Source organism: Micromonospora sp. NPDC048894 (assembly GCF_040649765.1).
Taxonomy (GTDB): Bacteria; Actinomycetota; Actinomycetes; order Mycobacteriales; family Micromonosporaceae; genus Micromonospora; species Micromonospora antibiotica.
Genome location: NZ_JBEZFY010000001.1, coordinates 59,792 through 79,687 on the forward strand (window position 1 = coordinate 59,792; position 19,896 = coordinate 79,687).

The following is a 19,896-nucleotide window of genomic DNA, read 5'->3' on the forward strand; positions in this document are numbered from 1 at the left end:
TGGCGGGCGCAGGGCTCGCCGCTCAGCCGGCGCTGGACCGGGTCGCCGGGGCGGGGCGCACCGGCCGGAGCAGGCTCTCCGGGCTCATCGAGCCGAGCAGCTTCTCCAACGCGTACTCGACGTCGGACTTCCAGCTCAGCGCGGTGCGCAGCTCCAGGCGCAGGCGCGGGTAGCGGGGGTGCGGACGGACCGTCTTGAAGCCCACCGAGAGGAAGAAATCGGTCGGGGCGACGCAGGCCCGCACGGTGTCCTCCGGCTCGTCACCGAACTTCGCGTCACCGAACGCCTCGATCGCCTTGATGCCCCGCTTGGTCAGGTCCCGGGCGACACCCTGCACCAGCATCCGGCCCAGCCCACCGCCCGCGAACGCGGGCACCACACTGGCGGTCATCAGCAACGCGGCGTCCGCCGACACCGGCGAGGTCGGGAAGGCCATAGAGCGGGGCACGTAGGCCGGCGGCGCGTACAGCACGAAACCGGCGGGCATCCCGTCGACGTACGCCAGCTTGCCGCAGGAACCCCACTCCAGCAGCGTCTGGGAGACCCACGCTTCCTTCTCCAGCCCCGGGTCACCGTTGGCGCAGGCCCGCTCGGCGGAGACCGGGTCCAACTCCCAGTAGACGCACTGCCGGCACGGGCGAGGCAGGTCCTCCAGGGTGTCGAGGGTCAGACTGACCAGACGTCGCGACATCAGCGCATCCCCACACTCAGGCTCGGAGGCGAGACCAGCCCGCAGCGGCGGCACACCGGCTGCGTCCCCGACGAGCGATCGTACGCCGCCTGCCGACCGTACGGGAGGGGACGCGCGAATCGCCACCCGGGCCCGGGGACGGACGTCCGGGATGTGGACGGGGACCACATCGTGACCGACGACCGCCCCGCCGGGGATTACGATCGACCGACCGGCGTCCCCGCGCCGCCATGGTCGCCGGCACCGCGGGTACCCCAGCGGGCGGGAGCCCGACCGACACCCGATCGAGGTGATGTCATGACCGGCACGACGCTTGACGACTACACCGACCGGTACGCCCGGCGCGTCCGGGGCATGACCGCCTCGGAGATCCGGGCCCTCTTCGCGGTGGCCAGCCGGCCGGAGGTCGTCTCGCTCGCCGGTGGCGCACCCTACATCGCCGCGTTGCCGCTCGACGCGGTCGGCGAGATGCTCGGCAAGCTCGGCAGCGAGCTCGGCACCACCACCCTCCAGTACGGCATCGGCCAGGGCACCCTGGAGCTGCGCGAACGGATCTGCGAGGTGATGGCGGACTCCGGCATCGACGCCTCCTGCGGCGCCTCCCCCGACGACGTGGTGGTCACCGTCGGCGGTCAGCAGGCGCTCGACCTGGTGGCCCGGCTCTTCCTCGACCCGGGTGACGTGGTGCTCGCCGAAGGCCCGACCTACGTCGGCGCACTCGGGGTGTTCCAGGCCGCCCAGGCGCAGGTCGTCCACGTGCCGATGGACGACGACGGGCTGATCCCGGAGGCCCTGGAGGTGGCGATCGCCGACCAGGCCCGCGCCGGCCGGCGGGTGAAGTTCCTCTACACCATCCCCACCTACCAGAACCCGGCCGGCGTGACGCTGAGCGAGGAACGGCGGGAACGGGTGCTCGACATCTGCGAGCGCGCCGGCCTGCTTGTGGTCGAGGACGACCCGTACGGCCAGCTGGGTTTCGAGGGTGAGGCGCCCAGGCCGCTGCGGGCCCGCCGCCGCGACGGGGTGTTCTACCTGAGCACCTTCTCCAAGACCTTTGCCCCCGGGCTGCGGGTGGGTTGGATCCTGGCCCCGCACGCGGTCCGCGACAAACTGGTCATCGCCAGTGAGGCGCAGATCCTCTGCCCCAGCGCTTTCGCGCAGGCCGCCGTCACGACGTACCTGTCGACGATGCCGTGGCGCGAACAGCTCAAGGTCTACCGCGAGGTCTACCGGGAACGGCGTGACGCCCTGCTCGGCGCGCTGCACGACCTGATGCCGGAGGGCACCACCTGGACCAGGCCCACCGGTGGTCTCTTCGTCTGGGCCAGCCTGCCCGACGGGCTGGACGCCAAGGCGATGGTGCCACGTTCCATCGCCGCCCGGGTCGCCTACGTACCGGGCACCGGTTTCTATGCCGACGGCACCGGCACCGGCAACATGCGGCTCAACTTCTCCTTCCCCGCCCCGGAGCGGATCCGGGAGGGGGTACGCCGGCTGGCCCGGGTCATGGAGCAGGAGATCGCCATGCGGCAGGTCTTCGGCCCGGTCGGTCCGACCGGGAGCCGGCGGGGCGGGGCGGACGTCCCCGGCCCCGACTTGGCATGATGCCCGCATGGCTGCCATTCCCGTCGAGCGCACCGTCGTGACCGATTCCGCCGCCGCAGTTCCTGCGACCACCGGCTCCGCCGCCGACCTGCACATCCTGGTGCTGGCCGGTGGCCTGTCGTACGAGCGGGACGTCTCCCTGCGGTCCGGCCGGCGGGTCCTCGACGCGCTGCGCAGCGCCGGGGTGGAGGCGGAGCTACGGGACGCCGACGTGGCACTGCTGCCCGCGCTGGCCGCCGACCCGCCGGACGCCGTGGTGATCGCCCTGCACGGTGCGACCGGCGAGGACGGCTCGCTACGTGGGGTGCTCGACCTGTGCGACGTGCCCTACGTCGGCTGTGACGCGCGGGCCGCCCGGCTGGCCTGGGACAAACCGTCAGCCAAGGCGGTGCTGCGGGAGAACGGCATCCCCACCCCCGACTGGGTGGCCCTGCCGCACGACCGTTTCTCCGAGCTGGGCGCGGTGGCCGTGCTCGACCGCATCGTGCAACGGTTGGGGTTGCCGCTGATGGTCAAGCCCACGCAGGGCGGCTCGGGCCTGGGTGCCGCCGTGGTGCGGGATACCGCCGCCCTCCCGGCCGCGATGGTCGGTTGCTTCGCGTACGACTCGACGGCACTGGTCGAGCGGTACGTGCCCGGCATGGACGTGGCGGTGTCGGTGCTCGACCTGGGCGACGGGCCACAGGCGCTACCGCCGGTGGAGATCGTGCCCCGCAACGGCGTGTACGACTACGCCGCCCGCTACACCGCCGGCCGGACCACCTGGCACGCACCGGCCCGCCTCGACCCGGCGGTGGCCGGCGCGGTGGCCGAGGTGGCGTTGGCCGCCCACACCGCGCTCGGGCTGCGCGACCTCTCCCGGGTCGACCTGATCGTCGACGGGGACGGCCGACCCCACGTGCTGGAGGTCAACGTGTCGCCCGGCATGACGGAGACGTCGCTGCTGCCGTTGGCGATCCAGGCGGCCGGGCTGGACTTCGGTCAGGTCCTCGGCACACTGGTCGGCCGAACGGCAGCCCGCCGCCGCCCCTGATCCGCGCCCGCGCCGTCGGGCTTTCCTGCCGTCGGGTTGCCCGGACAGGGGTCGGTAGCCCTGCGGGTCGGGGTGGTCCCCGTGCGGCCGAGTCAGCGCCGGTCGGGGTCTGACGCGACAGTCACGCCGGGCCCGTAGTGGGCTTCGCCGCGCTGACGGCGCCGGTCCCGTCCGTACCGTCGACTGCCGTGCCTTCGGCCTCCGACGCGACCGTGTCGGTGTTTCCGGGCCCGGTACCGGGCCGGTCCGTTCCGCTGCCACCCGGGCCGGTGCCGGTTGCGGCGGCAGCCCGGTCGGCCGTGCCCTCCGGATCGGGACGGGCAGCCGTGTCGGCCCGTCCCGGACCGGCACCGTCAGCGGTGCCGTCGTCGTCAGCGCCGACGGTGCGGGTTTCCCTGCTTTCGGCGTCCTGGGTGCTGCGCGGATCGAGGACGAGGGCCGCGCTGTCGGGCCCGGTCCGCTCCGGGGCCGACGCGGTCGCACTCTCCACCGACGAGGTCTCGGTGTTGATTCCGGTCTCAGCTTCGGCCCCGGTCGAGCCTTCCGTCGGGACCGGGAGAGGGATCTCCTCCTCCGACTCGATCACGGAGACGGCGTCTCCCGCAGCCGCAGCCGCGGCTGCCTCGGCCGACGACTGCGCGGCGATGCTGGAGGGCGTCTGCCACTGGATCCGCGGCGGCTCGGCGAGGGGCCGGCCGCCGAACTCGGCGAGCCAGGCCGCGACATGTGCGAGGTTTTCCCGCCACTGGGATTCGGAGATGGGCGGCAGGATCGAGTCCCAGAGCGACAGGAAGGTGCCACGCAGCTGGAGTCGGCCGTACGGACGGGCCAGGAACCACATGTGCAGGTGGGCGGACCCGTCACCCCACCGGTTCACATGCACCCGGGCGACGCCGTCCAGCGAGCGGATGGCGCGTTCCAGTCGGACGGTCATCACCCCGAGTTCGGCAGCGAGCAAATTGGGCAGGTCGCCCAGGTCGAGATGCGAGCGCGACTCAAGGATCAGCACCATGGGCAGGCCGGTCGGACGGTCCATGGCCCGCACCCGCCACCGCTCACCCACCCAGATGTACGCGTCGTCGGGTGCTTTGCAGGCGATGCACTCCCGGAGCCCTTCGCCCTTACGGGGAGGCTCGACCGCCACCGGTTCGTCGAGGTGCTTGACGCGCAGCTCACCCTCGAAGGGAAACGACGGCCACTGGGTGAAGTCCGGAACTGGGGAGGCAGGGGTGTCGTGCACGACGCTGACCCTAACCGAGACCGGCACCGCTGTCCCTACCCCGAACGCCGCTGATCATGACGGGATTTCGGCCGATCGAAGCGGCTGACACCGGGGCGCGGAGGGGGCGACAGGTGGGTTGTCCACAGGCTGATGAGATCACCACCACACCCCGTCATCCACAGGCTGGGGATGGCTCTGACGCGCTGTTTCACGTGAAACGGGTAGTGCCTGTGGAAAACTTCTGTGGATAACTTTGGCGTTCGTCCACAGCACTGTTCACAGGGATGGCGTGCTCGACTCGTTCAACGATCGAAGGGCGGCTGTAGCTGTCGGCAGCTCCGGGCTTTTAGCCCGGACACCGGTCCTCTCGGCCATCCGATCGGTCCCGTGGGGGAGCGCCAGAGCACCGGCCGTGCTCCTGTCGCCAACTCCTCCTCATCCCCTGAGGGCACTCTCCACCTCCTGGACGCCCCATGGAGAGGCCCACTCGATCACAAGGGATACGGGAGACCCATGCCCTCGTCGACGCCATGGCGCTGCTCGCTCCCGACCACCGACCACCGCGATCGCCCGCTGAGATCACCATTCGCTGCTACCTGCGCCGCCGGAGCCGACTCCATGGCTACGCACGCGAGTCCGGCTTCGTGTGGAACGGCGAACCCCGCCCCGGGCACCTGGTGCGATCGCCGGTGGAGCGGCAGGCCGGTTTCACGTGAAACCGGCGCAGTGCCGACTGCTGAGTGGGCAGCTCCGACGCCTCCCCGCCGGTACCGCCCGCCGCCGCCATCGGACGGAAGGTTCGGCGGGGTGGAAGTTGGATCGCAACCGCACGGGCATGTTCCACGTGAAACCTGATCGAGGTCGTTGTTCCACGTGGAACAACGTCGTTTCGGTAGTGGCGTCCCGGAGGCCGACAGCAGCATCTCCCGCCGAGGGCGGACGGCCCGGGGGCTGGGGCCCGGAGGGCCTGGGGCGGAGGGCCTGAGGCGGAGGGCCGAGGGTCGGGGGCTGGAGTGCGGGAGGGGCCAAGGGGCCAAGGGGCCGGAAGGCGGAGGGGCCGGAAGGCCGGCGGGCGGGGGTCGCGCGACCCGTCCATGGCCGGAGGCGACCATGGTCGATGCCCGACCCGCAGCCGTGCCCGTCACGCCCGAAAATCCCACGGCACGGACCGCCCCCAGGACGACAGTCGGCCTCGCTCCCCAGCGCGCGGCCGTGGCTCCGCTTCGCGCAGCGGGCCGAGGCCCTCAGATCGACTGAGCCGTCACGTGAGCATCTCGGGTACCACCAGGACGGGGCGTCACCTTTCCAGTCGTCTCCGGCGTCCTGAGCGATCCGGTCCACCCATCACGGCAGCCGCCGGGCGGATCAGCAGACCGCTCCGCGGACGGCGGCTACTCCGCGAAGCCTCGGATGCCAGGTGGTCCGCGACCGCCGGCGCGCGGTCGGTTCCCGCCGGCGCGCGCGGTCGGGCGTGCGGTTCCCGGCCGACCGGTCGCCTTGGTGGACGGTTCCCGGCCGACCGGTCGCCTTGGTGGGCAGTTCCCGGCCGACCGGTCGACTGGTGGGCGGTTCCGCACGCGGTCGGCGGGTGGGACGCGACTGGCCTGCGGTCCACTCTGCGCTCCTGCGTTTCACGTGAAACGGGGGCGACGCTCGGCTCGATGGCGGCACCCGAGGAAATGTCGACCCGCAGGGGAGAAACCCGCCGACCCCGAGCAGAACGGCCGCCGGGCGGGAAGCCACGCCTCGGAGTCGGGTGGTGAAAGGGCGAGGGCCCGGCGTGGACGTGCTCTGCTGAGTGCAGCAGGTCCACCGCCCATACTGGCGGCAGGGCAGCACCACCAGAACGGCCGCGTACCCGTCTCGGGTACGCGGCCGGGGAACGGCGGGAAACGGATCAGTCCTCGGGCTCGGATTGGCCTTCCTCGCCGACCCCGATGATGCCGACGATCCGCTCCAGGTCGTCCACCGTGGCGAACTCGATCGTGATCTTTCCCTTGCTCCGACCGATGTCCACCTTCACCCGGGTGTCGAACCGGTCGGAGAGCCGGTCGGCCAGATCGGTCAACGCCGGGGCGTGCGCCTTGGACCGGCGCTTGGCTGCCGGGGTCTTCGCGGGGCCGTCGCTGAGCGTCAGTGCCACGATTTCCTCGGTAGCCCGGACCGAGAGCCCTTCGGCGACGATCCGCAGGGCCAACTGCTCCTGCGCCTCGGCCTCGTCGAGGCTGAGCAGCGCGCGGGCGTGGCCGGCCGACAACACACCGGCCGCCACCCGGCGCTGCACCTGCGGGGGAAGATTCAGCAGCCGGATCGTGTTCGAGATCTGTGGCCGGCTCCGCCCGATCCGCCGGGCCAACTCCTCGTGGGTCGCGCCGAACTCCTCCAGCAACTGCTGGTAGGCCGCAGCCTCTTCCAACGGGTTGAGGTTGGCCCGGTGGATGTTCTCCAGGAGCGCGTCCCGGAGCATGGCGTCGTCCTTCGTCTCCCGGACGATCGCGGGAATGCTCTCCCGACCGACCGCCTGGGCGGCACGCCAGCGCCGTTCACCCATGACGAGTTCGTACTTCTCGCTGTCCAGCTGCCGGACCACGATGGGCTGGAGGAAGCCGACCTCCTGGATGGAGGTCTTGAGTTCTTCCAGCGCCTCCTCGTCGAAGACGTGCCGGGGTTGCTTGGGGTTCGGCACGATCGCGTCGACGGAGATTTCGGCGAAGCGCGCACCGGGCACCGGGCTGAGTTGCGGCTCGTCGGGTGGCGGTGCGAGGGCCACCGGCGCGGGCATCGTCACGTCCAAGGCCACCGGATCGGTGGACGTCTCGGTCGCCGGCCGCGCCGGGTCGACCTCCACGGGCAGGGTCGCCGTGGTCGTGCTCTCCTGCACCGGCCCGGTCGGGATCAGCGCACCGAGCCCTCTACCCAGACCGCCCCGGGGACGGTTCTTCATACGACGCCTCCCAGCGACTCGTCCGCACTACGCATTCCGGCTCACCGGCTCCTTGGCACCGCGCTCGGCGATTTCCTGGGCAGCCTCGAAGTAACTCGTGGCTCCCCGCGATCCGGGATCGTAGGTCATCACGGACTGCCCATAGCTCGGGGCCTCCGACACCCGCACGTTGCGGGGGATGACGGCCTGGAGGACCTTGTCGCCGAAGTGGTTCCGGACGTCCTGCTCCACCGCGTCGGCCAGCCGGGTACGGCGGTCGTACATGGTGAGCAGGATCGTGGAGACCTCCAGCTTCGGGTTGAGGTGCTGGCGAACTAGGTTGATGTTGTTTATCAACTGGTTCAGCCCCTCCAGCGCGTAGTACTCGCACTGGATCGGGATCAGCACCTCCTGCGCGGCCACCAGGGCGTTGACCGTCAGCAGCCCGAGGGAGGGTGGGCAGTCGATGAAGACGTAGTCGAAGTGCCCCGGGTACGCCTCGATGGCCCGGTTGAGCCGGGACTCCCGGGCGACCACGGAGACCAGTTCGATCTCGGCGCCGGCCAGGTCGATGGTCGCCGGCACGCACCACAGGTTGGGGATGCCCTCGACCTCCTGGGCCACCTCCGCCAGCGGCACGCTGTCGATCAGGCAGTCATAGACGTCCGGCACCCCGGTGTGGTGCGGGACGTTCAACCCGGTGGAAGCGTTGCCCTGCGGGTCGAGGTCGACCACCAGCACCCGGTTGCCGTGCAGGGCCAGCGCCACCGCCAGGTTCACCGTGGTCGTGGTCTTGCCCACGCCGCCCTTCTGATTGGCAACGCACATCACCCGGGTCCGCTCAGGACGGGGCATGGTCACCTCGCCACTCGGATTAAGGATCTGCACGGCGCGCATCGCCTCCATAGCCAACGGTGGGTCATCCTCTTCGCGCGTCGGGGTTTCACGTGAAACGTACGCGGCGTCCGCCGAACCCACGGCGACGGGCCCGGGGACGAGCCCAGGAATGTCGAGGGCAGGCGTCGCGTCGGGCACCGCGTCGGGGTGGGGTTGGGTGGGCACCGATGGTGTATTGCCGTGCAGCGGAGCCGTGAACCGCGACGACGCCCCCGCGTTACGTCGTGCCGAGGGTGCTGCCCGGCCATCGGGAGCACGGGTGGGACCGCCGTCGGAGCCGGATCGGGCGGTAGGCGGAGGAACGTACGACTCGGGAGCCGGGCGTGCCGCACCCACCACCGGAGGCTCACGCCGCGATCCGGGAGTGCGCTCCGGCGGATGGATCGCCGGCTGCCCACCGGCAGTCCGGTCCTGATGGTCGGTTTCACGTGAAACAGGGCCCGCGTCCGAGCCCGATCCGTCGGGACGGTTCACCCGTGGATCGTCGTACCTGCCGTCGTCATGCACCTGTCATCCCTACCCGCTCCGGATGGTCGGTCCGCACCCCGTCTCGCTTGCCGTACGCGCTCGCACCGCGGAGCGTACGGCCCGGCGGGGGCGATCGGGACCCGGTGCGCCCGACATCCACCCGCCCCACACTATCGACGCGCGGTCAGCCTACGGGGGACGGGCGCGGCGGGTCCATCTTCGTTCTCCGGCGGCACCGCGTCCGCCGCGGATCGGTGCCACCGCACCGGGCACCCGGGGGCAGCGGGCACCGATCCGCGGCGACAGACAGGACTCAGCGGGCGCGCTTGCGGCCACCGCGAGCGCGCTTCGAGGCCACCTTGGCCCCCGGTGGTCGGACGACCCGCTCCCGCACGATCTCCACCACGGTGGTCGGCGGATCGAGGAGGCCGGTGCCGCACAGCTGCACCGTCGGCTCGCCGCCGCCCAGCTTCGCCACGGCCTCGGCATGCTCGGCGATCTCGTCCAGCGCGGACGACCCCTTGAGGGCGAGTAGCCGGCCGCCGCGAACCACCAGCGGCAGGCTCCAGGTGGCGAGGCGGTCCAACGGTGCCACCGCGCGGGCGGTCACCACGTCGGCGGTGAACGGGCCGACGCCGGACGCCCCGGTGGCTGCCTCGTCGGCCCGGCCCCGGAACACCCGGACCATCCTGGCCAGCCCGAGCCGCTCCACCGTCTCGACGAGGAACGAGGTACGCCGGGCCAGCGGCTCGACCAGGACGACGTTCAGGTCGGGACGGGCGATCGCCAGCACCAGCCCGGGCAGCCCGGCTCCGGAGCCGACGTCGATCACGCTGGCACCCTCGGGGATGCGCTCGGCGACGGCGGCGCAGTTGAGCAGGTGCCGGTCCCAGATCCGGGGTGCCTCCCGGGGGCCGATCAGACCACGCACCACACCGTCGGTGGCGAGCAGCTCGGCGTACCCGGCGGCCAGGTCGAGCCGGTCACCGAAGAGCGCCGTCGCGGCGGCGGCCAGCTCGGCCGGGAGGGTGGCGTCCTGGGCAGACGGGGCGGACGGGGCGGAAGGCTCGGACGGCGGCCCGGGCGGCGTGCCACCCGGGCCGGGACCGGCATCCGTCGTGAGGTCGTCGGGCGTCACCAGTTCAGTCCGCCGGCCGGACGACGATGCGCCGGGTCGGCTCGACACCCTCGGACTCGCTCTCCACCCCGCTCATCGCGTTGACCACGTCGTGCACGCACTTGCGCTCGAAGGCCGACATCGGCTCAAGCCGCACCGGCTCGCCGTGCTCCTTGACCTTTTCCACCGCGTTCTTGGCGACGGCGGCGAGTTCCTTGCGCCGGGTGGCCCGGTAGCCGCCCACGTCGAGCAGGAGCCGACTCGGCGAGCCGGTCTGGCGGAACACAGCCAGTCGGGCCAGCTCCTGGAGTGCCTCCAGGGTGGCGCCGCGTTGGCCGACCAGGTTCTGCAACCGGCCACCGACCACCTCGACGACCGGACGACCACCGGAGACCAGCTCGTCGATGTCGCCGTCGTAGTCGAGGATGTCGAGCAGCCCCTCGATGTAGTCGGCGGCGATCTCGCTCTGGGCGAACAGCTCGCCCTCGCCGGCTGACTTCTTCTCCTTGCCGCCGTCGGCGGGCTCACCCTCACCGGTAGCGGCGGTCGGGACGGTCTCCTCGTCGAGCGAGGCGTCCGCGCTGGGGATGCTGGTGTCGGTCACGGTGTCATCTCCGTACTAGCTCGGCCGGACCGTCGGGTCCGCTGGTCTCCCGGGCGACCGGCGGAAAGAGGCCGGTTCGGTCACGGGCACGTCTGGTACGGGCGGTCTCGCCCGCAACCGCGCAAGGCGCGGCGGTCCCGGTCCGGCGCCGACCGTGAGGCGGCTGCGCGGTGCCGGAGAGCCGCCGTCGGTCGTCCCGACGGCGGCCCGGTGGCTCAGCCCTGGCGCTTGGCCGGGCCCTTCTTGGGGTTGGCCGGCTTGGCACCCGGCTTCGGCCCGGCGACCTTCGGCGCGGCCGGCTTGGCGGGCGCCTGCGCGACCGGCTTGTTCCGGTTGAGGAAACCGCCGGTCTTGGCCGGCTGCACCGGACCGGAGCTGGTCGCCTTGTTGCCGGTGACCCCCTTGTTGGTCACCAGCGGCGGGAACTTGCGGAGCACCCACTGCTGCTGGCCGAGGGTGAACAGGTTGTTGGTGACCCAGTAGATGATCACGCCGATCGGGAAGATCGAGCCGGAGACGAGCAGGGAGAGCGGGATGCCGTAGAGCATCAGCCGCTGGATCATCCGCTGCTGCGGGTCCTCCGCCCAGCCGGTCTTGAGGATCATCTGACGGCTGGTCAGGTAGGTGGTGCCCATCATGACCAGGACCAGGATGCCGGCGATCACCTTCACGGTGGTGCCGTTGGCACCGAGCCGGGCCAGCTCGTCGGCGGTGGAGCCGAACTTGCCGGCGATCGGGGCGGTGAAGATCGTGGCGCTGGAGGCGCTGTCGAACTGCTCGGCGGTCCAGCCGTAGAGGCTCTTGGCCTCCTTGGCCGGGTCGAGCCGGCGCAGCACGTGGAAGAGACCCAGGAAGACCGGGATCTGGAGGAACATCGGAAGGCAGCCCATCAGCGGGTTGGCCTTTTCCTTCCGATAGAGCTCCATCATCTCCTTCTGGAGCGTCTCCCGGTCACCCTTGTGCTTCTCCTGGAGCTCCTTGACCTTCGGCTGGAGCGCCTGCATCGCCCGCTGGGACTTGATCTGCTTGACGAAGACCGGGAAGAGGATCACCCGGACGGTGACCACCAGGAAGACGATGGCGAGAATCCACGACCAGTTCGTGCCGAGCACCGTGCGGACCGGCACCCCGATGGCGTCCCACGCCGAGTGCCAGGTCAGCAGGATCCACGAGATCGCGTAGTAGATCCAGTCGAGACTCAATTCTCAGACTCCAGTCACGTCGGCGCGTCGGCGGCGGCCCGGCTCCGGAACCGGGTCGTGTCCACCAGGGTGGAAAGGGTGGCAGCGCGACAGCCGCCGGACCGTCAGGCCGGCCCCCCGGAGCGCGCCGTGACGGGTCACCGCCTCCAGGGCGTAGGCACTGCACGACGGGTAGAACCGGCAGCGGGCCGGCAACGCCGGGCTTATCCAACGACGGTACGCGATGATGGGACCACTGAGCATCCGGGCACCCATGCTCCGGCGTGCCGACACGGCGGGTCCGTTGCTCACCGCGACCGCCGCGCCCGAGGCGTCCGGGCGGCGGCGATCGCCGCGTCCAGGTCGCTGCCGAGCCGGGCGTACGGCGTGCCGGCGGCGGGGGGGAGGGCGCGTACCACCAGGGTGCTGCCGGCCGGTAGCGCGTCCAGCCGCTCACGGACCAGGTGCCGCAGCCGGCGGCGAACCTTGTTGCGGACCACGGCGGGCCCGACGGCTTTGGACACGACGAAGCCGGCGCGGCTCGATCCGGAGATCAGCTCCGGGTCGGTGCTCCGCGCCGGCTCCGGCGAGGTTGTCCCGAGGGGTGTGGTCGCGGCGGATGTGGAGGCCACCGGCAGTGTCAGGTGGACGACGACGGCACCACGCCCGACGCGTCGACCACCACGGACGGCTGCGGCGAAGTCGCTGCTACGCCGCAGGCGCTGTGCGGCCGTCAGCACGACTGTCCACGTCCCCGGACCGGTCGGCCTCAGGCCGACAGGCGGTTACGGCCCTTGGCACGGCGGGTCGACAGAATGGCGCGGCCGGCACGGGTGCGCATGCGCAGCCGGAAGCCGTGGGTCTTCGCGCGCCGGCGGTTGTTCGGCTGGTAGGTGCGCTTGCTCACGTCAGGCTCTCCGTTTTCGTACGTCCCCGGCGCGGGTTCGCCCGGGGTCGTTTGGTGGACCAGACCACCTCGGTGGTGGCCTCCGATCGGTGCTGCCCGGCGGCGCGGAACCTCGGCGATGCGGGGCGACGACCACGGACAGCGAGCACCCATCACCCTAGCAGAGGGCGACAGAGCAGCCCCTCCAGCCTACGCAGGGGGGCAATGACCGTCAAACCACCCGGACCGGCGATCCGCTGGTCCGGTGTCCTGTCGAGCGGGTGTCCCGCCCGGGGTGGGAGCGGCGGTCGGGGTGGCGGCGGTTGATGGCGGCCCGTCGTCGCTGTTACCGTGCGCGTTTGCGGTCAGCTTCGGTTCCGGGTTGTGGTCGGAGGGCAAGACCGGACCCGGCAGTGAATCGTTCGGCACGGTGAACCCGCTTCAAACGCCCTCCCCGACAGGGGGGCAGGTCCGACCCGCGCCCGGCGGGCGGCCACAATCGGTCGGTACACACAGGCTGTGGATAACTTGTGGATGCCGGCCGGTCAGCCGTCCGGTGGGTGAGCGGTACCACCCGCGAACGCGGTGGCGGGCCCGGCACAACCGCTGGACCACAGCGGCGGTCGGGAGCAGAGGCGAGGGGGTGGCACGACGGTGGCCGGAACGATCGACCTTGCCGCGGTGTGGACCGCGGCGACGGACGAACTCGCCGACGAGATCATCTCCGCCCAGCAGCGGGCCTACCTCAGGCTGACCCGGTTGCGGGCGATCGTCGAGGACACCGCGCTGCTCTCCGTGCCGGACGCCTTCACCCGGGACGTCATCGAGTCGCGGCTGCGACCGGCCATCACCGAGGCGCTCACCCGACGGCTGGGCCGGCCGATACAGGTCGCGGTGACCGTGCGGATCGCCGAGGACGCCGCCGGACGGCCCGCCGGCACCGTCTACCGCAGCGGACCGGAGGCCGCCGTCGTGGCGGAGCCCGGTCCGGCCGTGGACGACTATCCGGGGTTCCGGCCGTCGGCCTACGACGAACCCGAACCGTCGTACCCCCGGGAGGCCGGGCCACCGCCGGAGCAGCCCGGGGTCCGGTCGCCCGCCGGGCAACCGGAGCCGGACGGCCACCGCCCGGCCCGGGTTCCGGCCAGCCGCGACGGTGGTCAGGACACGCTGTTCGGCGTCGGCTTCGCCGAACCGGCGCGGATGGACCGCCCCGCCCCCGAGCGGCGCGGTTTCGAGGAACGTCACCGCGCCGAGCCCGACACCGACCCGCGCGGCTACGAGCCCGCCTACCGGGACCAGGGGCGGCCGCCGCGTGACCAGCAGGGTCCGCGCGGCCCGGCCCGCGACGGCGTCACCGACAGCGGGCCCGGTCGGGCCGGCACCGACCACCGACCCGGTGGCGGTGACCGACGCCCCGGCGGTACGGAGGGCAGCGGCAACCGGCTCAACCCGAAGTACATGTTCGAGACGTTCGTCATCGGCTCGTCCAACCGGTTCGCCCACGCGGCGAGCGTCGCGGTGGCCGAGTCACCGGCCAAGGCGTACAACCCGCTGTTCATCTACGGCAGCTCGGGGCTGGGCAAGACGCACCTGCTGCACGCGATCGGGCACTACGCCCAGACGCTCGGCAACGCCCGCTCGGTCCGGTACGTCTCGACCGAGGAGTTCACCAACGACTTCATCAACTCCCTGCGGGACGACAAGACCAGTGCGTTCCAGCGCCGCTACCGCGACGTCGACATCCTGCTGATCGACGACATCCAGTTCCTGGAGAACCGTGAGCGGACCCAGGAGGAGTTCTTCCACACCTTCAACACCCTGCACAACGCCAACAAGCAGATCGTGATCACCTCCGACCGTTCGCCGAAGCAGCTGGCGACGTTGGAGGACCGGCTGCGGACCCGGTTCGAGTGGGGGCTGCTCGCCGACATCCAGCCGCCCGACCTGGAGACCCGGATCGCGATCCTGCAGAAGAAGGCCGCCCAGGAGCGGCTGTACGCCCCGCCGGACGTGCTGGAGTTCATCGCCTCCCGGGTGTCGAACTCGATCCGGGAACTGGAGGGGGCGCTGATCCGGGTCACCGCGTTCGCCAGCCTCACCCGGTCCACCGTCGAGCTGTCGTTGGCCGAGGAGGTGCTGCGGGACTTCATCCCCGACGGCGCCGGCCCGGAGATCACCGCCGACCAGATCATGGTTTCCACCTCGGAGTACTTCGGGGTGAGCCTGGAGGACCTGCGCGGGCATTCACGCTCCCGGGTGCTGGTCAACGCCCGTCAGGTGGCCATGTACCTGTGTCGGGAGCTGACCGACCTCTCACTGCCCCGGATCGGGCAGGCGTTCGGCGGCCGGGACCACACCACCGTCATGCACGCCGACCGGAAGATCCGCCAGCAGATGGCGGAGCGGCGCTCGCTCTACAACCAGATCGCCGAGCTGACCAACCGGATCAAGCAGAACACCTGAGACGTACGCCACTTTCCACCCGTCGTCGACGCCCGGCCGAGCATCTCGGCCGGGCGTCTTCGTGTCGGCGCACGGCCCCGGTGGTCCCGTCCGCCCCGGGTCGCCGGGGCGCGTCCTGTGGATGAGTCGTCACCTTCGTCCACAGGACGGCCCGGTTGTCCACACCCCCTGTTCCACAACCGGTGGATAACCACGCTCCGTCCCGAGCCGGTTACCCACAGACTGTGGATAAACCCTGGGGACGGTGCTGTGGACGGCTGGGGACAACCGGGTCGTCCTCCACAGCCGACGGTGGGCCTGTGGGCAACCTGTTGAAGGTTCTGGGGACGGGCCGGCTCCGGGCCGACGCCGTCGTCCACAGCACTGGGGGTAAACCCGGTGGATAACCGGTGGACAACCGGTGGACGACGGTGGACAACGGTGGGGACATCCGGTGCCTGTGGACGACCGACCGGGTTTTCCCCCCGGTTCTCCACAGCGAACCCACCGGTGGATAACGGGTCTGACCTGCGACGACGCGAGTTACCCACAGTTTGCACAGGTGCGATGAAGACGATGAGTTATCTCTTCTAAAGAATCAAAAACCAATCATCACCGTTGGACTTCCTGTGGATCGGGCCGCAGCACTGCCGTCGGCAGTCGCCCCGGCACCGGAAGCACGGGGTCGGGCGCACAGCCGATGCCCACGCGCCCTAAGGTGCGATGGGTACCCGCACGGTCGGGCGGGGCGGTGGGCAGCGGTCGGCATGAGAGAGTTGTCGCTGACGTCGACGCGGAGGCATTGATGAAGTTCCGAGTGGAGCGCGACGCGCTCGCCGAAGCGGTGGCGTGGACCGCGAAGAGCCTGCCCAGCCGGCCGTCCGTACCGGTGCTCGCCGGGGTGATGCTGCGGGTCACCGACGGCAACCTCCAGGTCTCCGGCTTCGACTACGAGGTCTCCAGCCAGGTGACCGTCGAGGTGCAGGGGGACGCCGACGGCGCCGCCCTGGTCTCCGGCCGGCTGCTCGCCGAGATCACCAAGGCGCTCCCGGCCAAGCCGGTCGACATCGCCGCCGTCGGTGCCCACCTGGAGCTGGTCTGTGGCAGCGCCCGGTTCACCCTGCCGACCATGCCGGTGGAGGACTACCCCGCCCTGCCGGAGATGCCGGAGAGCGCGGGCACCGTCGAGGCCGCCGCGTTCGCCGCCGCCGTCGCCCAGGTGGCCATCGCGGCCGGCCGGGACGAGACGCTGCCGATGATGACCGGCGTCCGGCTGGAACTGTCCGGTGGCACCCTGGCGATGCTCGCCACCGACCGCTACCGGCTCGCCCTGCGCGAGATGGAGTGGAACCCGGACGACCCGGAGATCAGCATCAACGCCCTGGTGCCCGCCCGCACCCTGAACGACACCGCGAAGGCGCTCGGCCCCCTCGGCGGCCCGGTGACCATGGCGCTGTCCCAGGGCGCCGCCGGCGAGGGCATGATCGGCTTCTCCGGCGGCACCCGCCGGACCACCAGCCGGCTGCTCGACGGGGCCAACTACCCGCCGGTCCGCTCGCTCTTCCCGGCCACCAGCAACGCCGAGGCACGGGTCCCGGTCAGCACCCTGATCGAGGTGGTCAAGCGGGTCGCCCTGGTCGCCGAGCGGACCACCCCGGTGCTGCTCAGCTTCAGCAGCGACGGCCTGGTGGTCGAGGCCGGCGGCACCGAGGAGGCGCGGGCCAGTGAGGCGATGGAGGCCACCTTCACCGGCGAGCCGTTGACCATCGGCTTCAACCCGCAGTACCTGATCGACGGCCTGGCCAACCTGGGGGCCCAGTACGCCCTGCTGCGGTTCGTCGACGCGTTCAAGCCGGCGGTGATTTCGCCCGCAGGCGAGGATGGCGAGGTCATCCCTGGGTACCGGTACCTCATCATGCCGATCCGCGTGTCCCGCTGACCGCGCACCGGCACCACCCAGACGCACGGAGGTAGGGGCAGATGCAGCTCGGCCTGGTAGGACTCGGCCGGATGGGCGGCAACATGCGCGAGCGGTTGCGCGCCGCCGGTCAGGAGGTCGTCGGCTACGACCGCAACGCCGACCGCAGTGACGTCGCGAGCCTCGCCGAGCTGGCCGACAAGCTGGAGTCGCCCCGCGCGGTCTGGGTGATGGTCCCCGCCGCCGTCACCGACGCCACGATCGACGCGCTCGCCGAGGTGCTGGGCGACGGCGACATCATCATCGACGGCGGCAACACGCGGTTCAGCGACGACGCCCCCCGGGCCGAACGGCTGGCCGCCCGCGGCATCGGCTACGTCGACGTCGGCGTCTCCGGCGGTGTCTGGGGCAACGTGAACGGCTACGCCCTGATGGTCGGCGGCGCGCAGGAGCACGTCGACCACCTGATGCCGATCTTCGAGGCGTTGAAGCCGGCCGGCGACCACGGCTTCGTGCACGCCGGTCCGGTCGGTGCCGGCCACTACGCCAAGATGGTGCACAACGGCATCGAGTACGGCCTGATGCACGCCTACGCCGAGGGTTTCGAGCTGCTGTCCGCCGCCGAGATGGTGACGAACGTGCCGGGCATCATCAAGTCGTGGCGGGAGGGGACCGTCGTGCAGTCCTGGCTGCTCGACCTGCTGGACCGGGCGTTGGACGAGGACCCGGACCTGGCCACCCTGACCGGCTACACCGACGACACCGGTGAGGGTCGCTGGACGGTCGACGAGGCGATCCGGTTGGCCGTCCCGCTGAACGTCATCACCGCCGCCCTGTTCGCCCGTTTCTCCTCCCGGCAGGACGACTCGCCCGCGATGAAGGCGGTCGCCGCGCTGCGCCAGCAGTTCGGCGGGCACGCCGTGCACAAGCGCTGAGCGGCATCCACAGGCTGTGTACGTCCGCCGGCTCGAACTGGTCGACTTCCGCTCGTACGAGCGGGTCGGCGTCGACCTGGAGCCGGGGCCGAACGTCCTGACCGGGGCGAACGGCGTCGGCAAGACCAACCTGGCGGAGGCGTTGGGCTACGTGGCGACCCTGGACTCGCACCGGGTCGCCACCGACGCCCCGCTGGTCCGGCTGGGCGCCACCTCGGCGGTGATCCGCTGCGCGGTGGTGCACGACGGCCGGGAACTCCTGATCGAGCTGGAGATCGTCCCCGGTAAGGCCAACCGGGCCCGGCTGGGGCGCTCCCCGGCCCGGCGGGCCCGGGACGTGATCGGCGCGTTGCGGCTGGTGCTGTTCGCCCCGGAGGACCTGGAACTCGTCCGGGGTGACCCGGCGGAACGCCGCCGCTACCTCGACGACCTGCTGGTGCTCCGGCAGCCCCGGTACGCGGGGGTGCGCGCCGACTACGAGCGGGTGGTCAAGCAGCGCAACGCCCTGCTCCGCACGGCGTACCTGGCCCGTAAGACGGGCGGGTCGCGCGGCGGTGACCTGTCGACCCTGGCGGTCTGGGACGCCCACCTGGCGCAGCACGGGGCCGAGTTGCTCGCCGGCCGGCTGGAACTGGTCGCCGCGCTCACCCCGCACGTGGCGAAGGCGTACGACGCGGTGGCGGCGGGGGCGGGGGCGGCGGGGATCGCGTACCGGCCGTCGGTGGAGCTGACCGGGGTGGGCACCGACCGGCAGGTGCTGGCCGAGGCGTTGACCGCCGCGCTGGCGGAGTCCCGGTCGGCCGAGATCGAACGGGGCACCACCCTGGTCGGGCCGCACCGCGACGACCTGGTGCTCACTCTCGGCCCGCTGCCCGCCAAGGGGTACGCCAGCCACGGCGAGTCCTGGTCGTACGCGCTGGCCCTGCGGCTGGCCGGGTACGACCTGCTGCGCGCCGACGGGATCGAACCGGTGCTGGTGCTCGACGACGTCTTCGCCGAGCTGGACGCGGGTCGCCGGGAACGGCTGGCCGAACTGGTCGGTGGGGCCGGTCAGCTGCTGGTGACCTGTGCGGTGGACGACGACGTCCCGGTGGCCCTGCGCGGCGCCCGGTACGCGGTGGGCGACGGGACGGTCCGCCGTGTCGACTGAGCCGGAGCAACCCGCCGGGCCCCGGAAGGCGACCGGCGGCCAGGGGCGCACCGCCCCGGGCGGGGCACGCGGTGCGCGTACCGCCGGGGGGACCGGTGGGGGTGCGGACGGCGCGCGGGCCCGCTCGGCCGGAACCGGCGCGGACGCCGGTGCCGGTGGGGGTGCGGACGCCGCCTCCCGGGGCGGCACCGGGGCCGGTGGTGGTGGACGGGCCGGTGGTGGTGCGGGCACCGCTGGACCGTCGGGTACCGGCTCGTCCGACGCCGGGGCGGGCGGTGGTGCCGGGGTGGCGGAGGCGGGTGCGGCGCAGGCGACCGGGCCGGAGCTGGCGCGGGCGGTGCTGGACGCGGCGAAGGCCCGGCGGGAGTCGGCGGCCCGTAACCGTCGCCCGGGGGTCACCGGTGCTGCCGACGGGGCCGGCCGGCGGCTGCGCGGCTATTCGGGGCCGGGGCCGGACCCGCGTGACCCGCAACCGCTTGGTGCGGTGCTGGAGCGGCTGATGAAGGCGCGCGGCTGGCAGCAACCGGCCGCCGAGGCGACCGTCTTCGGTGCCTGGGAGAAGGTCGTCGGGGCGGAGATCGCCCAGCACAGCCGCCCGGTCAAGCTGGAGGACGGCGAGTTGACCGTGGAGGCCCGGTCGACGGCGTGGGCCACCCAGCTGCGCTTGCTGGCCGGGTCGCTGCTCAAGCGGATCGCCGGGGAGGTCGGCCACAACGTGGTGCGCAAGCTGCACATCCACGGGCCGGCGGCACCGTCCTGGTCACGGGGGCCGCGTCGGGTACGCGGTCGGGGGCCGCGCGACACCTACGGCTGAGGCTCAC

Annotated in this window: 17 protein-coding genes; 7 read left to right on the plus strand and 10 right to left on the minus strand. The window is 71.8% G+C overall.

Annotated elements, in window-relative coordinates; all coding sequences use genetic code 11:
• Positions 1–22 precede the first annotated feature (22 nt).
• Entirely contained in the window at positions 23–691 is a 669-nt protein-coding gene (locus AB0C22_RS00260; RefSeq protein WP_208565167.1) for a GNAT family N-acetyltransferase, read from the minus strand.
• Between the two features lie 297 nt (positions 692–988).
• On the opposite strand from AB0C22_RS00260, the gene AB0C22_RS00265 reads away from it, so the two are divergent.
• Complete coding sequence (locus AB0C22_RS00265; protein WP_219465386.1) at positions 989–2,296, plus strand: PLP-dependent aminotransferase family protein; 1,308 nt, start codon at positions 989–991, stop codon at positions 2,294–2,296.
• A 37-nt stretch (positions 2,297–2,333) separates the two neighbouring features.
• A complete protein-coding gene (locus tag AB0C22_RS00270; protein WP_219470487.1) occupies positions 2,334–3,329 on the plus strand; it encodes a D-alanine--D-alanine ligase in 996 nt (331 codons plus the stop codon).
• Between the two features lie 121 nt (positions 3,330–3,450).
• On the opposite strand, the gene AB0C22_RS00275 is transcribed toward AB0C22_RS00270, so the two are convergent.
• The 9 genes from AB0C22_RS00275 to rpmH form a co-directional block, all read right to left on the minus strand.
• On the minus strand, positions 3,451–4,341 hold the full coding sequence (locus AB0C22_RS00275; protein ID WP_357533322.1) for a hypothetical protein: 891 nt from the start codon (positions 4,339–4,341) through the stop codon (positions 3,451–3,453).
• Between the two features lie 2,107 nt (positions 4,342–6,448).
• The gene (locus AB0C22_RS00280; protein ID WP_219465387.1) at positions 6,449–7,495 is read right to left on the minus strand and encodes a ParB/RepB/Spo0J family partition protein; all 1,047 of its coding nucleotides are present in this window, start codon (positions 7,493–7,495) and stop codon (positions 6,449–6,451) included.
• A 27-nt stretch (positions 7,496–7,522) separates the two neighbouring features.
• Positions 7,523–8,878, minus strand: a complete 1,356-nt coding sequence (locus tag AB0C22_RS00285) for an AAA family ATPase (protein ID WP_357532685.1) — start codon at positions 8,876–8,878, stop codon at positions 7,523–7,525.
• 274 nt (positions 8,879–9,152) lie between these two features.
• Positions 9,153–9,854 (minus strand): 16S rRNA (guanine(527)-N(7))-methyltransferase RsmG, encoded by a 702-nt coding sequence (rsmG, locus tag AB0C22_RS00290; protein ID WP_255598812.1) that lies wholly within the window; start codon positions 9,852–9,854, stop codon positions 9,153–9,155.
• A 127-nt stretch (positions 9,855–9,981) separates the two neighbouring features.
• Complete coding sequence (locus tag AB0C22_RS00295) at positions 9,982–10,560, minus strand: R3H domain-containing nucleic acid-binding protein (RefSeq protein WP_208565172.1); 579 nt, start codon at positions 10,558–10,560, stop codon at positions 9,982–9,984.
• Positions 10,561–10,775: 215 nt separating this feature from the next.
• A complete protein-coding gene (yidC, locus tag AB0C22_RS00300; RefSeq protein ID WP_219465389.1) occupies positions 10,776–11,762 on the minus strand; it encodes a membrane protein insertase YidC in 987 nt (328 codons plus the stop codon).
• Between the two features lie 3 nt (positions 11,763–11,765).
• Positions 11,766–12,005: a membrane protein insertion efficiency factor YidD gene (gene yidD / locus AB0C22_RS00305; RefSeq protein WP_204925644.1), complete on the minus strand. Its 240-nt coding sequence runs from the start codon at positions 12,003–12,005 to the stop codon at positions 11,766–11,768.
• A gap of 44 nt (positions 12,006–12,049) precedes the next feature.
• Positions 12,050–12,481, minus strand: a complete 432-nt coding sequence (gene rnpA, locus AB0C22_RS00310) for a ribonuclease P protein component (protein WP_219465390.1) — start codon at positions 12,479–12,481, stop codon at positions 12,050–12,052.
• A 29-nt stretch (positions 12,482–12,510) separates the two neighbouring features.
• Positions 12,511–12,648, minus strand: coding sequence for a 50S ribosomal protein L34 (gene rpmH / locus AB0C22_RS00315; RefSeq protein WP_208565176.1), 138 nt, complete (start codon positions 12,646–12,648; stop codon positions 12,511–12,513).
• Between the two features lie 633 nt (positions 12,649–13,281).
• Between rpmH and dnaA the strand changes: the two genes are divergently transcribed.
• The 5 genes from dnaA (at position 13,282) to AB0C22_RS00340 (ending at position 19,889) form a co-directional block, all read left to right on the plus strand.
• Positions 13,282–15,093, plus strand: a complete 1,812-nt coding sequence (dnaA, locus tag AB0C22_RS00320; protein ID WP_357532688.1) for a chromosomal replication initiator protein DnaA — start codon at positions 13,282–13,284, stop codon at positions 15,091–15,093.
• A gap of 784 nt (positions 15,094–15,877) precedes the next feature.
• On the plus strand, positions 15,878–17,011 hold the full coding sequence (dnaN, locus tag AB0C22_RS00325; RefSeq protein WP_208565178.1) for a DNA polymerase III subunit beta: 1,134 nt from the start codon (positions 15,878–15,880) through the stop codon (positions 17,009–17,011).
• A 41-nt stretch (positions 17,012–17,052) separates the two neighbouring features.
• Positions 17,053–17,925 carry a phosphogluconate dehydrogenase (NAD(+)-dependent, decarboxylating) gene (gene gnd / locus AB0C22_RS00330; RefSeq protein WP_357532690.1) on the plus strand — a complete coding sequence of 291 codons (873 nt, stop codon included), beginning with the start codon at positions 17,053–17,055 and terminating at the stop codon, positions 17,923–17,925.
• A gap of 16 nt (positions 17,926–17,941) precedes the next feature.
• On the plus strand, positions 17,942–19,075 hold the full coding sequence (gene recF, locus AB0C22_RS00335) for a DNA replication/repair protein RecF (protein ID WP_219465394.1): 1,134 nt from the start codon (positions 17,942–17,944) through the stop codon (positions 19,073–19,075).
• Positions 19,076–19,361: 286 nt separating this feature from the next.
• Complete coding sequence (locus AB0C22_RS00340; protein ID WP_219465396.1) at positions 19,362–19,889, plus strand: DciA family protein; 528 nt, start codon at positions 19,362–19,364, stop codon at positions 19,887–19,889.
• The last annotated feature ends 7 nt before the right edge of the window (positions 19,890–19,896 follow it).

Bases quoted from the DNA above. Each gene is read 5' to 3' on its own strand.
- AB0C22_RS00260 (WP_208565167.1), bottom strand. From the start codon at position 691: ATGTCGCGACGTCTGGTCAGTCTGACCCTCGACACCCTGGAGGACCTG.
- AB0C22_RS00265 (WP_219465386.1), top strand. From the start codon at position 989: ATGACCGGCACGACGCTTGACGACTACACCGACCGGTACGCCCGGCGC.
- AB0C22_RS00275 (WP_357533322.1), bottom strand. From the start codon at position 4,341: ATGGTGCTGATCCTTGAGTCGCGCTCGCATCTCGACCTGGGCGACCTG.
- AB0C22_RS00280 (WP_219465387.1), bottom strand. From the start codon at position 7,495: ATGAAGAACCGTCCCCGGGGCGGTCTGGGTAGAGGGCTCGGTGCGCTG.
- yidD (WP_204925644.1), bottom strand. From the start codon at position 12,005: ATGCTCAGTGGTCCCATCATCGCGTACCGTCGTTGGATAAGCCCGGCG.
- dnaN (WP_208565178.1), top strand. From the start codon at position 15,878: ATGAAGTTCCGAGTGGAGCGCGACGCGCTCGCCGAAGCGGTGGCGTGG.
- gnd (WP_357532690.1), top strand. From the start codon at position 17,053: ATGCAGCTCGGCCTGGTAGGACTCGGCCGGATGGGCGGCAACATGCGC.